12 protein-coding genes and 1 riboswitch are annotated in these 15,033 nt (G+C 59.8%); of the genes, 5 read left to right on the top strand and 7 right to left on the bottom strand.

Annotated features, from left to right (window positions below; all coding sequences use genetic code 11):
• Positions 1-170: 170 nt before the first annotated feature.
• The 4 genes from P3T40_RS02145 to P3T40_RS02160 all read right to left on the bottom strand — a co-directional run bounded on the left by P3T40_RS02145 (position 171) and on the right by P3T40_RS02160 (position 5,792).
• Complete coding sequence (locus P3T40_RS02145) at positions 171-1,934, bottom strand: winged helix-turn-helix domain-containing protein (RefSeq protein ID WP_429266020.1); 1,764 nt, start codon at positions 1,932-1,934, stop codon at positions 171-173.
• A 24-nt stretch (positions 1,935-1,958) separates the two neighbouring features.
• The gene (locus tag P3T40_RS02150) at positions 1,959-3,257 is read right to left on the bottom strand and encodes an MFS transporter (protein ID WP_429266021.1); all 1,299 of its coding nucleotides are present in this window, start codon (positions 3,255-3,257) and stop codon (positions 1,959-1,961) included.
• A 246-nt stretch (positions 3,258-3,503) separates the two neighbouring features.
• Positions 3,504-4,721: a porin gene (locus tag P3T40_RS02155; RefSeq protein ID WP_429266022.1), complete on the bottom strand. Its 1,218-nt coding sequence runs from the start codon at positions 4,719-4,721 to the stop codon at positions 3,504-3,506.
• A 171-nt stretch (positions 4,722-4,892) separates the two neighbouring features.
• Positions 4,893-5,792, bottom strand: a complete 900-nt coding sequence (locus P3T40_RS02160) for a LysR substrate-binding domain-containing protein (RefSeq protein WP_429266023.1) — start codon at positions 5,790-5,792, stop codon at positions 4,893-4,895.
• Positions 5,793-5,916: 124 nt separating this feature from the next.
• Between P3T40_RS02160 and P3T40_RS02165 the strand changes: the two genes are divergently transcribed.
• Positions 5,917-6,699 (top strand): SDR family NAD(P)-dependent oxidoreductase, encoded by a 783-nt coding sequence (locus P3T40_RS02165; RefSeq protein ID WP_429266024.1) that lies wholly within the window; start codon positions 5,917-5,919, stop codon positions 6,697-6,699.
• 66 nt (positions 6,700-6,765) lie between these two features.
• On the opposite strand, the gene P3T40_RS02170 is transcribed toward P3T40_RS02165, so the two are convergent.
• The gene (locus tag P3T40_RS02170; RefSeq protein ID WP_429266025.1) at positions 6,766-7,329 is read right to left on the bottom strand and encodes a histidine phosphatase family protein; all 564 of its coding nucleotides are present in this window, start codon (positions 7,327-7,329) and stop codon (positions 6,766-6,768) included.
• 62 nt (positions 7,330-7,391) lie between these two features.
• A riboswitch (cobalamin riboswitch) is annotated at positions 7,392-7,523 on the top strand.
• Positions 7,524-7,562: 39 nt separating this feature from the next.
• Here P3T40_RS02170 and P3T40_RS02175 point away from each other — a divergent pair.
• Together P3T40_RS02175 and P3T40_RS02180 are read left to right on the top strand one after the other, a co-directional pair.
• Entirely contained in the window at positions 7,563-7,772 is a 210-nt protein-coding gene (locus P3T40_RS02175; RefSeq protein WP_429266026.1) for a CbtB domain-containing protein, read from the top strand.
• A 13-nt stretch (positions 7,773-7,785) separates the two neighbouring features.
• On the top strand, positions 7,786-8,532 hold the full coding sequence (locus P3T40_RS02180; protein WP_429266027.1) for a CbtA family protein: 747 nt from the start codon (positions 7,786-7,788) through the stop codon (positions 8,530-8,532).
• Positions 8,533-8,646: 114 nt separating this feature from the next.
• Here P3T40_RS02180 and P3T40_RS02185 read toward each other — a convergent pair whose 3' ends face one another.
• On the bottom strand, positions 8,647-9,930 hold the full coding sequence (locus P3T40_RS02185) for a cystathionine gamma-synthase family protein (protein WP_429266028.1): 1,284 nt from the start codon (positions 9,928-9,930) through the stop codon (positions 8,647-8,649).
• A 246-nt stretch (positions 9,931-10,176) separates the two neighbouring features.
• A complete protein-coding gene (metE, locus tag P3T40_RS02190; protein ID WP_429266029.1) occupies positions 10,177-12,468 on the bottom strand; it encodes a 5-methyltetrahydropteroyltriglutamate--homocysteine S-methyltransferase in 2,292 nt (763 codons plus the stop codon).
• A gap of 110 nt (positions 12,469-12,578) precedes the next feature.
• On the opposite strand from metE, the gene P3T40_RS02195 reads away from it, so the two are divergent.
• On the top strand, positions 12,579-13,493 hold the full coding sequence (locus P3T40_RS02195; protein WP_429266030.1) for a LysR substrate-binding domain-containing protein: 915 nt from the start codon (positions 12,579-12,581) through the stop codon (positions 13,491-13,493).
• A 122-nt stretch (positions 13,494-13,615) separates the two neighbouring features.
• On the top strand, positions 13,616-15,013 hold the full coding sequence (locus tag P3T40_RS02200; RefSeq protein ID WP_429266031.1) for a glutamine synthetase family protein: 1,398 nt from the start codon (positions 13,616-13,618) through the stop codon (positions 15,011-15,013).
• Positions 15,014-15,033 lie beyond the last annotated feature (20 nt).

The following is a 15,033-nucleotide window of genomic DNA, read 5'->3' on the forward strand; positions in this document are numbered from 1 at the left end:
GCATCAAGAAGCGCCGCCGGAGCGCCACAAGCGATGACACGGCAACAGGTTTATCAGGACCTTGTTCACTCAGAGCAATCGGGGGAACAGACCCGGCTTTGGAATGGCCTCTATAGGGGTCAGTGACCTCACAATGGCTCGCTGAAGCGGGTCCCCTGCGCACGCGCCTGTCAATAACCTATGCGTTTTTCGATGTTGCGGAATCGCTTGCACGAATGGTAACTACGAAACCACGGATTCGTGCGGAGTTCACACAGGCGCGGCGAGCGGTCCGCCAGCGCAGCTTCGAGCCAATGAAACATTTCGTCCGGTTTTGCCAGCCTCGCGTACAACTCCGCAAACAGGAATGGTGAGGTGTAGCCGCTTTGACGCCTGGTTAGCAAGTTCTGCAAATACCATTGCAACACTGCATCGTAACCGCCAGTTGTCCAAACTGTCTGAATCGCCTCCGCTCGGGCGAACTCGTTGCAACGCGTGAGTGCGTCGACGGTCGCATCGACAGCCTCCTTGTATAAACCCTGCACTTCAAACGCCGTCGCGAGTAGCTGATAGACGAGCGGCGAGTGGTTGCTTGGTCCGCCGGCAAGATACTCCTTGATGACCTCCTCGTACCTGCCCGACTGCACAAGGCCGAATATGCGCGAGCCCTCGAATCCCAGCGGGTCGGTTTTCTCGGCACGTGCGAATTGCGCTTGGCCCTCCGCTTCCCGTCCGACCACAAGCAGCAGCCTCGCATAAAGCCGGCTGGTTTCAGCGTGATTCGGATTCAGACGCAACGCTTCCAGAAACTCCGCTTCCGCTTTGCGCCAATCCCAGTCATGAAAATAGTGCACGCCAGCCAGTGCCTGGTGGGCCTCCGGAAGATCGGCGTCGAGTTCCAACGCGCGTAGCGCCGCTTCGCGCGCTCTCGGGTAGCCCGTACGCGCGGCATAGAAACCGTGCGTAGCGGTGGCGCCATAGACGTTGGACAAACCGACATAGCCAAGCGCGTAAGTTGGATCGTGATCGATTGCAGTCTCGAAGTAACCGCGCGCGCGAATGAAGTCCTCCGCGCTAAGCCCATGGTGGTCCGCGAATCCTGCCTCGAAATGCACGCGGCGGGTCCAGTAATACCGGCCGCGCAGATAAGCGTCATGGGCACAAGGATCGATCGGCAGGCGTCGTGCGAGCATGCGACGCTGCTGCTCCGCGAGTGCGGGTGAGACTTCCCCGGCGAGCGCGGCGCCGACCTCCATCTGCATGTCCAGCGCGTCTGTTGCCAACATCTCGCGAGTGCCGCTCCAGACCTGTGTCTGATCGAAGCAGCGAACCAGTTGCGCCCGCAGGCGCACGTGCCCCCTATCCCGCGTCAAGGAGCCTTCCAGCATATAGTCGAGTCCCAGCTCATGGGCAATCTCCGCAATGCTCTTGCGGGTGTGCTGGTAACACTTGGCTGTCGTCCTCGCGATCACCAGGATCTGCTCAGGATTGAGCATGCCGAGGTTGGCGGAGGTCTCGTCTGCGAGCGCATCGCAAAAGTTGTCCAGGCACGCGTCATCGGTCTTGTTCTCGAACGGCAGCACGAGCACGCGAACCGCAGCGGGTGGCGTGGCCGGCGGCGACTGCGGAGCAAAGACTTGCAGACCCTCGAGGCGATAGCCTTTGCCCTTGACGGTCAGCAGATGCCGAGGGTTCTCGGGGTCTTCGCCAAGGGCTACGCGAATTTTGCGGATCGCCGTATTGATGCCATTGTCGGTGTCGCGAAACGCGTCTCCGCCCCACAGCGCCTTGACGATGTCTCCACGCGTCACAAGTTGCCCGCTGCGCGATGCCATCAGGATGAGCAATTCCATTGGCATGCGTTCAAGCCGGATTTGCTGGCCGCCACGGCGCAATTCGTAGCGCTCGACGTCCAGTTCAATATCCGCAATTCTCACGGGACAGGGGTTGTTCACGTGCGCTCCCGCGACGTCGATCCGTCAATTGCTCGCCAGAACGCCCCGTTTTGCGCGAGACGGTCTCATCGCAAACGACGCCACAAAGCCGAGCCCCGCACACAGCACCATGAGCAGCGCGGGAGCTGCATTCCAATGGGTTCGAGCAACCAGAATCGTAGCGGCGAGCGGAGCGGTGCCCATGGTTGCAGCCAAACCGAGATTCATTGCGCAGCCAACCCCGCTAAATCGCACGCCAATCGGAAACATTTCGGCAATCGCACACGCGAAGGTGCCGGCTGCGAACGAAGCGACCACCCCTGCCAGGAAAAACCAGATCAACAAGTCAGCTCGCTCGCGGTTGACAGCCACGTAAAAGCACGGCGCGAACAGGGCGGACAGCACGGCGCCCGTACGGTATACATAGCGTCGCGGCAACAGATCGCCGGCCTTGGCCGTGAGGAGAACGCAGGATCCGATGACAATCACATAGAGCGTCTGGGCAATTGCGATCTCACGCGGAGCATAGTTAAGCTGCCGGAGATACGCAGGCATGTAGGCGACAAAGAGCCCATTGCAGATGCCCACCAGCATGGTCGCCGCGACGCCTGTCGCAAGCGGCGCAAGATGCCAGCGAAACAGCTCGGCAAGCGGCTCCCGGTGTGCAACGCTGACCGATCCCGAATAGGCATCCGTCTCCGGCAGCGTGCGGCGCAAGACGAAACTAAGTAGCCCGATTGCACCGCCTACGAGAAAGCTTGCGCGCCATCCATACGCACTGACTTGCGCGGGGGTCAAAGCCAGTTGCAGACAAAGATTGATGCCGGCGGCAAGTAACAACGCCACGTTGACGGCGAAAAACACGATGCCGCACAAGAAGCCCTGATCGGCACGCGTGGTTTCCACGGCATAGACAATGGAGCCCGGCAATTCGCCGCCCACACAAACGCCCTGCGTCAGCCGCAAAAGCAGCAGGAGCGCGGGAGCCGCGACACTCCATGTCTGATACGAGGGGAGTACGCCAATCAGGAGCGTGGAGACGGCAGAGATCATCGCGGACGCGGCAAACACGACGCGTCGCCCGTATTTGTCGCCGAGGCGGCCGAGGAAGATACCGCCTAAGGGTCTCGAAAGGTGGCCGATAGCGAATATGACAAAGGACAGCGTCAACACCGACGCACCCAATCCCGCTGGAAAGAACGCGCGGCCGATGTCCTGCGCGAAGAACCCGTAGATGATGAAGTCGAACGTCTCGAGCGCTCCTCCAGAACTGGCGATCAGGATCGTCCGGCGCTGCCGGGCAGTCATTGGCGCATTGCGGGTCGGAAGCGCATTTTCGAGCATGTCACATCCTCAAATCGCTGGGCGCGCAACCACGGTCACCACACTTGAACAGTTTTAGTCGGCGAAAGCGTGCATGACCTGGCCCCCCTACCATCTTAGTCGCTGATCATCAGTCGAAAAGGTTTCCTTCTAGATGGAATCGGTATCAATAGCCGCGTGCTCTGCGAAAGATGGTGCCAGCGATGCTTGTTAAACGCTTAACTCGAAGTGCACGGGGGGCATATCGTTCGAATTGCCGCGGCAAATCTAGAAGCGATGCGATATGGCGATGGCACATGCAAACTGGCTGCGGCCTGATGAGGGTGCGGCGTTGAAGCCGTCACCGATCGTCGCGGTCGCATCGATGACGTTGCCGGCGCCGGCCGTGCCCAACGTCTGGCCATGCGCGCGCTGAAAGCCCAGCAGTGCGTAAAGCAAGGTGCGCTTCGACAGGCTGTACGACTCCGCCAGATTGAACTGCTGGTACTGTGCCGGGTTCGCAATGCCGTTTGCGCGGGTCGCGCGCGTGATGCTGTAGCCCGCCGCGAGGTTGGCGAACACTGTTGCACTGAAGTGCAGCACGGCGCCGACCGTATTGAAGATGGCCGTATCGCGGAACGCCGAGCCGACGCCAGCAATGTATTGAACATTTGAATAGGATGCCGATATGTCCCAATCCTGGGCGAGCGCGTAGGTGCCCGCAACGGCGATCCGCTGCTGAGCGGTCGCCGTCTGATAGCCATTGGTAAGGGCCGACACGCCAGGCTCACCGCCTGAGCTCGCGGTCGAGGCGGCTCCCCACGCACCGCCACTTGGCGTCGAGTTATTGAACCGCTCGACCCCGGCGGCGACGCCGAGCGGCCCACTCGAATACCGAAGGGCGGCGCTCCAGCTCGCCCCCTGAGTGAAACTGCCTGGCACCCCGCCGAGCGAGTACGTGCCGCTGACCGTCACGCCGTAAAACGCGGGCGACGTGTAGACAAGCGAATTGTTGACCCGGTAAATGACGTCGAGGTTATCGATATCCCCGGCGTGCCCTCCGAAATAACCGGTCAACCAGGTGGTGGGGCCATAAGGACCTACCAGCGAGTAGTACGAGGTGTATTGACGGCCCGCAGTGAGCGTGCCGTAGTCGGCATTCACCAGGCCGACGAATGCCTGTCGGCTGAACTCGCCATTCGCGAACTGCTGGGTACCGGTATTCAGGTTGAATCCGGACTCGAGTGTAAATACGGCTTGGGTGCCGCCTCCCAGATCCTCCTGCCCTCTCAGGCCCACACGATTGCCATTCCAGATGTTCTGGCCAAGCTTGACGGCAGAATGGCCATTGGCTGTCGAGCCGAGCGAGGTCTGGCTGCTCTGATAGACGATACCGGAATCGACAATCCCATACAGCGTGATACTGTTCTGCGCGAATGCGGACACGATCACGCCTGCTGTGCCGGCAACGACTAACAGCCTGGCGTAGGGAACGTTGTTTTTCATTCCGTTTCTGTTCTGGCGAAGGCCCTGCGAAACCAGGAAGCGCGCTTAGCATGATAGGCAACGTATGCGACTGGTGCGAACTGCGAGATAGGCGAATGTCGCAGGCACATGAATTGTTGTCTGAACCTGTAGTGGATAGTGCGTTCGGGTTTAGCCCCCAAATTTGAAAGCTCACCCAGCCGCGAACAACCTAGCGGCCCAATCCGCAAACACCCTCACCTTGGTGCTATATCTTCGACTAGGCGGATACGCGATATAGACCTGAATCGGCTCCGGTCGCCATCGCGCAAGAATGGGTACGAGTCTTTTTTGCTCGATGAACGGGCGAACCATGAAGTCCAAGGTGTGGACGATCCCCAAACCAGCCAGTGCAGTTGCAAGGTGCGAGTTGCTCTCGCTGACCAGAATGTCATTACGTATTCGACCCAGCGTGATCGTCTCCTCACCTCGGCGAAACATCAGGGGCTGTGTCACGCCCGTACTTGCAGAAAAGTACCCAACGACGGGCATGTCTTTATCCACGATATCCTGGGGATGTTTCGGAGTGCCGTGCTTCTCGAGATACGCGGGACTCGCACAGGTGGTCCAAGCAAGCGTCCCGATCTCATGTGTCACGAGGTTTGGGTCATCGGCTGTACTTCGAATGGCACAGTCTATGTTTTCTGCCACAAGATCCACGGTACGGTCTGTCACGCTGAGTTGAACCTGTATCTCCGGATAGCGCTCAAGAAATGCCGGCAATGCAGGAATGAGGATGCCGCTTGCAGTCGATCCACCGCTATCGACTCTCAGCACGCCACGTGGGCTCGCTTGCCCCCGGCCGAGCGTGGCCTCAATGTCATCGAGTTCGCTGAGCAGTTGCCGGGTGCGTTCATAGTACGCAGCGCCATCGGTCGTCACGCTAACCCGCCGCGTATTTCGCTCCAGCAGTTTTATGCCGAGATGGGCCTCCAGCGACTGGACCCATTTGCTCGCCGTGGCATTGGGGATATTCAGGGAAAGGGCTGCGCGCCCAAAGCCCCCTGTCTCAACAACGCGGACAAAGATACGGATTGCTTGCAAATGGTCCATGGAATCTGCCCCGTCGATTATCCACACGTATGGATAGATAAACCACGATACACCTATTTATCCGCACGGGTGTTTAAACTAAGCTGGGCTCAGTCGTCCACATAGGTGAACCAGGAACTCTGAAATGAAAACCTCTCTTTATGAAAACATCCATTCGAGCAAGCATGCGGGAAAGGTAGCACTCGTGACTGGCGGTAGCACCGGAATCGGCCTCGCCACTGCCAAGCGCCTCGCTCGCGAGGGTGCAACCGTGTTTATTACCGGTAGACGTCAGGCGGAATTGGACGCTGCGGTTGTTGAAATCGGGCACGCGGCACGTGCGATACGTGGCGACATTTCGTCGGCGGCGGACCTCAAGACCATTGTCGATACGGTGGCCGCGGAACATCAAAGGATCGACATTCTCTTTGCCAATGCGGGCGGCGGAGAGTTCGTCCCTCTCGGCGAGATCACCGAAGCACAGTTCGACAAGTACTTCGGCATCAACGTGAAAGGTACCTTGCTCACCGTGCAAAGTGCATTGCCGCTCATGCGTCCGGGTAGCGCGATCGTGATAACAGGCTCGATCGCATCGATACAAGGAACACCGGCCTTCGGTGTTTATGCCGCCACCAAGGCTGCCCTACGCTCCTTCGCCCGTACCTGGGCGTCGGATCTCAAAGGGCGCGACATCCGGGTGAACGTGGTCGCACCTGGCGTCGTCGTCACGCCTGCCTATAAGACCGAACTGAAGTTGAGTGACGACCAGATTGAATCGTATAGCAAGGAAGTTTCCGCAACCACTCCCCTCGGCCGCGTGGGTGACGCCGACGAGATCGCGAAGGCGGTTTCCTTTCTCGCGTCCGACGACGCCAGCTATATCACCGGGACGGAACTGTTCGTCGACGGCGGGCTCGCGCAGGTTTAATTTTCAGCGTTGCGCCCGACCCGGACGGTTACTGGCGAATACCCAAAGTGAAGTCACGGCGCGACCTCACGACTGTGCCGGCCACCATGCCCATCCGCGAGCCGAACGCCGTAATTCGATAACCGAGAGTGGCGCGATCTCGATACGGCTGAACGATGCCGGGGGTGCGTTCAATGCATGAATCAAAGCGGCACGGATAACCGGCGCATGGGTGACGGCGACCACACTCGCCGTCTCGTTCAGCGAATCAAGCCAGCCACTAACCCGTGCAAGAACCTGCACAAAGGACTCGCCGCCATGCGACGCCGCATCGGGATCGCGGCTCCATGTTGCGAGCTCATGCGGCGCGTCTTCCGCAACCTCTGCAAGCCGCCGGCCGCGCCACTGACCATAGTCCATATCTGCGAGTCCGGGCGCAACAAGCGCCTTAAGCCCGAGCGACTGCGCCGTATCGCGTGCGCAAGCCGCAGGACTGCTGAACGCGACCGCCTCCTTGACCGGAGGCATGCGTTCGCGCCAGGCCATGGCGTCCGCGATCCCACGCGCGTCCAATGGATCGTCGGCGGGAAACCTGCCCTGCCGCATCGCGGGCGTCGCTGCGTGGCTGACCAGCAAAACACGTGTATCCATTCTTTCCTTTCAGTTGAAAACCATGCCGGTGGCGCGCACGACACCTTGCATTTACCCGATCATGAAAGCTTAGCGCGTAGAATACGCCTTAGCGTGGAGCACGGAAGCCGGTGCAAGCCCGGCGCGGTCGCGCCACTGTAAGCGGTTCACCGTCGAACCGAAAGCCAGACCCGAGCTCCGCGTCACTTCTGCAATCCACTATTGGGGCGCGTAACCCCTGGAGAAAGTCAATCATGACTGACGCTGCATTGAATCCGGCCGCCGAGCCGACTCCCATTCCTCTGCGTGAACTGCTGCCATGGGTCATCTTTGGCGGCTTGATCATGCTGCTCGCCATCTACTTCGTGGGTGCTGAAGAGGGCGCGACATCGCTGGTCCCCGGTATGTATGTCCACGAATTCGTCCACGACGGCCGCCACCTGCTTGGCTTCCCCTGCCACTAACGCGGAGTCCATCATGGTCGGTAAATTGTTGGTACGCGGCATGCTCGCGGGCGTCGCCGCGGGTCTTCTCACGTTCAGTTTCGCCAAGCTGGTCGGCGAACCCCAAGTGGATCAGGCCATTTCCTTCGAGGAAAAGGCCGATGCGGCAAAGGGCGAACCGCCTGAGCCCGAGATCGTCAGCCGGCACACGCAGGCAGGCTTAGGTCTCTTGACCGGTGTGGTCACGTTCAGCGCCGCGGTTGGAGGTCTGTTTGCACTAACCTTCGCCTATGTGTTCGGCCGTGCCAGCAAACTGGGGGCACGACCGTTGTCTGCCTGGCTTGCGCTCGCGGCATTCATCACCCTGGTGATCGTGCCGAACATCAAATACCCTGCCAATCCACCTTCGGTGGGTGACCCCGAGACGATCGGGATGCGGACCCGCTTGTTCTTCCTCATGATCGCGATTTCGATCGCAACGATGGTGTTCTCGCTCAAGGTGCGCAAGCATGCTACTGCACGCCTGGGTCAATGGAATGCGTCGATCGTTGCGGGCATCGTGTTTGTTGTAATCATCGGTGCCGTGCAGTTGGCGCTGCCCGTGATCAACGAAGTGCCGGCGGCGTTCCCTGCGGTTCTGCTCTGGAAGTTCAGGGTCGCGGCGATCGGCATGCAAGTGATCTTGTGGACTACGATCGGCTTGCTGTTCGGCGCGCTCGCCGAGCGTGCCCAACGCCCCGCATCGACAGGCCGGATCGTCGGCAAGTCGGCTTACCTCTAAGGCAATGCAACCGCTTGCGCGGTTGCATCCTCCCTCCTCCGAAATCACATACGTCAGTAGGCATCTCGTGAAACGCCCGCAATGCAGCGGGCGTTTCACCTCACCAAGCTCGCGTCAGCAGTGCTCCAGCGCGTACGACAAGTCGGCGATCAGATCGTCGGGATGCTCCAGCCCCACAGACACGCGAATCAACCCTTCCGATACGCCCGCCTTCGCGCGTGCTTCAGCGGGCACGCCTGAATGCGTCGTCGAGGCGGGGTGACAGATCAGCGACTCCGTACCGCCAAGGCTCACGGCCGATTTGAACAGCGTCAGGCCGTTGATCAGTTTGAACGCCTGCTCGCGACCGCCGTCGAGGACGAAAGCAAACGTCGAGCCAGGCCCGGTGCATTGACGCCGGTAGACCGCCTGATACACTGGGTCTTCGATCAGTTCCGGATGCAGGACTTTCACGGGATGATACGGATTGGCCGCGAGCCACCGCGCGACGGCGCTGCCGCTGCGTGCGGCCTGCTCCATGCGCAGCACCAGCGTCTCCATGGAGCGTGTGATCATCCATGACGAATGCGGATCGAGTTGCGAGCCCAGCATGCTGCGGATAGAGCGGACTTTCGTGATCAGGCTACGGCTGCCGGTGACGCCACCCGCCACCAGATCGCTATGACCACCAATGTATTTCGTCAGCGAATACACGCTCAGGTCGATGCCCTGCTGCACCGGCTTCTGATACAGCGGACCCAGCAACGTGTTGTCGCACACCGAAAGAGGACGATAGCCGTGGCGCGTTTCGAACGCGTCGATCTCGCGGCGCAGCCCTTCCAGATCGAATAGCGCGTCCGTCGGGTTGGCCGGTGTCTCGACGTAGCACATCCGCACAGGGCCCTTTTTCGCCGCCGCTTCGAGTGCGTCGTGGATCGCCTCCACCGAAAGCCCATCCTCGATCACCTGGGATTTGATGCCCCACTCCGGCAGAAACTTTGAAATCAGCGTTTCGGTGCCGCCATAAAGTGGCACGGACTGAACCACACAGTCACCTGGGCGCAGAAATGCCAGCAGAATCGCCGCGATAGCAGACATGCCGCTCGAGGTCACGACAGCGGATTCGGAGCCATCGAGCAACGCAAGACGATCTTCGACGATCTCGAGATTCGGGTGATTAAAGCGGCTGTACACGAGGCCCGCGCTTTCGCCTTCCGGTGAAGGCTTGCGGCCTGAAACCATATCGAAGAAGTCTGCGCCGTCCTCGGCCGTGCGAAACGCAAACGTCGACGTCAAAAAGACCGGCGGTTTCACCGACCCTTCCGACAGGAAGGGATCGTAGCCGTACGACATCATCTGGGTTTCAGGGTGCAGATCGCGATCGGCAATCGTGCGCTTGTGATAGTTGCGATAGGCCATGCTTTGCTCCATGCCATGTCGTAGGGAAGGTAGAACGGTGGTTGCAGTCCCAGCGCGCATTACGCTCAAAGATGATCGCTCTTTGGACTTGCGCGCGACCATGCTACTCCTTGGCGACAATTCACAGCGAGGAGCACGACCAGAAATGACAAAGCCGGCCACCCGAAGGTGGCCGGCTTTCTTGCAAGAGGTGCCTGGTATTCAGTCCGTAATCGCTTGTAGAACTTGCGAGGCGGCGCAAGTGCCTTAGGCGGAAGCGCGCAGCTTCCTGGCAGCCGCGACCATGTTGGTCAGCGCCGGAATGACTTCTTCCCACTGACGCGTCTTCAGGCCGCAGTCCGGATTCACCCACAGGCGTTGCGCCGGAATGCGTTCAGCCGCCTTCTTCATCAGTTGAACGATGTGCTCTTCGGTCGGGATGTTCGGCGAGTGAATGTCGTACACGCCCGGTCCGATTTCGTTCGGGTAGTTGAAGTTGTCGAACGCGTCCAGCAACTCCATATCCGAGCGCGAGGTCTCGATGGTGATCACGTCCGCGTCCATATCGGCGATCGAGGCGATGATGTCGTTGAACTCCGAATAGCACATATGCGTGTGGATCTGCGTGTCGTCATCCACGCCATTGGCGGTGATACGGAACGACGTCACCGCCCAGTCCAGGTATTCCTTCCACTGCGACTTACGCAGCGGCAGGCCTTCGCGCAAGGCGGCCTCGTCGATCTGGATCACACGCACCCCGGCCTTTTCCAGGTCCAGTACTTCTTCGCGGATCGCCAGTGCGAGCTGGTAGCACGACACCGAGCGCGGCTGGTCGTCGCGCACGAAGGACCAGTTCAGAATCGTCACCGGGCCTGTCAGCATGCCCTTCATCGGCTTGCTGGTAAGCGACTGGGCGTACTTGATCCATTCGACGGTCATCGCCTTCGGGCGGCTGATGTCGCCGAACAGGATGGGCGGTTTCACGCACCGCGAGCCATACGACTGCACCCAGCCGAACTGGCTGAACGCGTAGCCATCGAGTTGTTCACCGAAGTATTCGACCATGTCGTTACGCTCGGCTTCACCGTGAACCAGCACGTCAAGACCCAGTGCTTCCTGCTCGCGCACGCTGCGTTCGATCTCGGCGCGCATCGCGGTCTTGTAACCGGCTTCGTCCAGTGCGCCGCTCTTGAACTGGCTGCGCGCATGGCGGATCTCGCCGGTCTGCGGGAACGAACCGATCGTCGTGGTCGGGTATGCCGGCAGCTTCAACAGTGCCGCTTGCCTGTCGGCGCGCGCCGGATAGGCGTTTTTGCGCTGACCCAAGCCCGGATTGATCTTCGCGAGGGCGGCTTTAACCGCTGGGTTGTTCACACGCGGCGACGCACGGCGTGCGGCAATGGCCGCAGCGTTAGCGGCCAGTTCCGCCTTGACGGCGTCGCGGCCGTTGCTCAGCGCGGTGTCCAGCACCTTCAATTCGCCGAGCTTTTGCAGCGCGAAGGCAAGCGACGAGCGGACTTCCGCATCCAGCTTCTGTTCGCTTGCCAGATCCACCGGCACGTGCAGTAGCGAGCACGACGGTGCGATCCAGAGGCGTTCGCCCAGTTGCTTCGCGACCGGTTCGAGCCAATCGAGTACGCCGTTAAGATCCGTCTTCCAGATGTTGCGGCCGTTGATCACGCCCAGCGACAGCACGCTGTCTTTCGGAAGTTGAGCGATCACCGCATCCACTTCAGCGCGGGCATTGATCGCATCCAGATGCAGGCCTTGTACCGGCAGTTCGCAAGCCAACGACAGGTTGCCCAGCAACTCGCCGAAGTACGTCGCCAGCAACAGCTTCACCTTGCTGCTCGAAAGCGCCTGGTATGCGGTCACGTACGCCTGCTGCCATTCGGCGGACAGCTCCGTGACGAGGATCGGTTCGTCGATCTGAACCCATTCGACACCTTGCGCCGCCAGCGTAGCCAGCAATTCCGCATACACCGGCAGCAGGCGCGGCAGCAGCGCCAACTTGTCGGACTCGTCCTTGGCCTTGCCGATCGCCAGATAAGTAACCGGTCCCACGATCACCGGCTTGGCCTTGACGCCTTGCGCCTTGGCCTCGGCCAGTTGTTCCAACAGGCGCGACGGATCCAGCTTGAATTCGGTGTTAGCGCTGAATTCGGGGACGATGTAGTGATAGTTCGTGTCGAACCACTTGGTCATTTCGCCGGCAGCGACGCCGCCGCAGCACGCGCTGTGGTCCTCGGCACCTTTCGCCGAGCGGCCGCGAGCCACGCGGAAATAGTTGTCGATGGCATCGCCGTGAAAGCCCTGCACGCGTTCCGGCAGGTTGCCCAGCGTGAAGCTCATGTCCAGCACCTGGTCGTAGAAGGCGAAATCGCCCACGGCAGCCAGACCCAGGTCAGCCTGGTGTGCCCAGTGACGCTGGCGCAACTGGGCGCCCAGCGCTTTCAGTTCGCCAAGCGAGGACTCGCCTTTCCAGTAGGACTCCAGCGCGAATTTCAGTTCGCGCTTCGCGCCGATACGCGGAAAGCCCAGATTGTGTGTTGTTGCCATCGTGTCGCCTTGGTTCGGTCAGGTTGCGGATGGGCAGATCGTAGCGAACACGGTTTATGAAGTAAAATGGTGTTAATTCAACGAATCATGAGTTTAGCTCATGTACCGGCATGCTTGAGAGAATTCACCTGACCATTGTCCAGGCGGTGGACAAACACGGCTCGCTCACCGCGGCGGCGGACATCCTCTGCGTAACGCAATCCGCCCTCAGCCACTCCATGAAAAAGCTGGAGCAGCAACTGGGTACGGATATCTGGTTCCGCGAGGGCCGCAGCTTGCGATTGACCCAGGCCGGTCAATACCTGCTTGCGGTTGCCAATCGCCTGCTGCCGCAACTGGATCTCGCGGAGGAACGCCTTAAGCAGTATGCGCAGGGCGAACGCGGCGCGCTGCGCATCGGGATGGAGTGCCATCCCTGCTATCAGTGGTTGCTCAAGGTGGTCTCGCCCTATCTCGCGCGCTGGCCGGACGTGGATGTCGACGTCAGGCAGAAATTCCAGTTTGGCGGCATTGGCGCCCTGTTCGGCTATGAGATCGACCTGCTCGTAACGCCGGATCCGCTCTACAAGCCAGGCTTGCGCTTCGAACCGGTGTTCGACTACGAGCAGGTGCTGGTCGTGAACCGCGAGCATCCGCTCGCCAGCGTAGAGTGTGTGAAGCCGGAGCAGCTGACGCGGGAGGTGCTGGTGACGTATCCGGTGGAGACCGACCGGCTCGACATCTACAATCAGTTTTTGATGCCGGCAGGTGTCACGCCCCGGCGCCACAAGGTGATCGAGACCACCGATATCATGCTGCAGATGGTGGAAAGCGGCCGAGGTGTCGCGGCGCTGCCCCGCTGGCTGGTTGAAGAGTATGCCGGCAAGATGAACATTGTCCCCGTGCGCCTCGGGCGAAAGGGCATCGCCAAGCAGATTTTCCTGGGTGCCCGCGAGACCGACACTGAGATTGACTACCTCAAGGGCTTTATCGAGCTGGCGCGCATGCCGGCGGCGGCCTTGATCGAATCAAAGGCAGCGCCATAAGCATCGAGCATTACCCCTGCCGATCGTCACCATAAACAATTCCGATTGTTGTTGATCTGGGCTGTGGCCGTTCCTAAGATGAATCTACCGTACGAAAAAATGATAACGCGGAGACACTGTCTATGGATGCGCATGCGAAGCCCGAACGGGCAATCAAAACGGTAGAGGATGCGATTCGTCTGGTAGAGGCGAGCGGGCTCACGCATATCAAAGTCGGTCTGTCCGACGTCGATGGCATTTTGCGCGGTAAATATCTGCGCAAGGATAAATTCCTCGGGGCGCTGCGTTCAGGTTTCGCGTTCTGCAATGTCGTACTGGGCTGGGACGTGGACGACCAGATGTACGACAACACCCACTACACCGGCTGGCATACCGCCTACCCGGACGCCATGGTGCGTATCGTCCCGGAGAGCTGCCGGCGTTTGCCTCTCGAACAGGGCGACGGCGAAGACATGTTGTTCTTCCTCGCCGAATTTGCGGAGGATGCCGAAGCAATCTGTCCGCGAGGCTTACTAAAACGCATATTGAAGCGCGCAGACGGGATGGGCTTCGAGGCTTTCTCCGCACTTGAATATGAATTCTTTATGTTCGAGGAGACGCCGCATTCGGTGCGCGAGAAGAAATACCGTGACCTGAAAAACTGGACGCCGGGCAATTTCGGTTATTCAGTGCTCCGCAGTACGGTCCAAGGCGATTTCTACCGGCAACTGCTCGATCTGTGCGAGCAGATGGACATGCCGATCGAGGGCCTGCATACCGAGACCGGTCCCGGTGTACTGGAGGCCGCACTGGCGTTCGACCGCGCGGCCGACATGGCGGACAAAGCGATATTGTTCAAGACGTTCACCAAGGCGCTGGCCCAGAAGAACAATCTGATGGCCACCTTCATGGCGAAATGGTCACATGACCACCCAGGACAGAGCGGTCATATCCACATGTCCTTGCGCGAGAAGAGCACCGGCAAGTCGGTGTTTTACGACGAAAGCCGTCCTTACAATATGAGCGCGAGGCAAGCCAGTTTCATGGCGGGCGTGCAACGCTACCTGCCCGAATTCATGTCGATGTTCGCGCAGACCGTCAATAGCTATTCACGTCTGGTACCGGGCTATTGGGCGCCGCTCGATGCAACCTGGGGCGTCGAAAATCGAACCACGGCCCTGCGCCTGATCCCGGGTTCGGAGAAATGTCAGCGCGTTGAAGTCCGCATCGGTTCGGCCGACGCCAATCCCTATATAGCATTGGCTGCCGCATTGGGCGCCGGCTTGTATGGCATCGAACAGGGCCTGAATCCGGAGCCGATCGTACAGGGCAACGCCTATACGCAGGAATTTCCAGCTCATTTGAAACTGCCCAACACCCTGTGGGATTCGGCACAGCGACTGCGCCATTCCGAAGCTGCGAAGACCTTGTTTGGCGAAGCGTTTGTCGAGCACTTTGTCGCGACGCGCGAATGGGAAGAGCGGCAGTTCCGTCGGCATGTGACCGATTGGGAACTGGCCCGCTACTTTGAAATTATCTGAGTCCAAAAAATCCAGGCTCC

The sequence above is a fragment of the Paraburkholderia sp. EB58 genome (assembly GCF_050436665.1).
GTDB lineage: Bacteria > Pseudomonadota > Gammaproteobacteria > Burkholderiales > Burkholderiaceae > Paraburkholderia.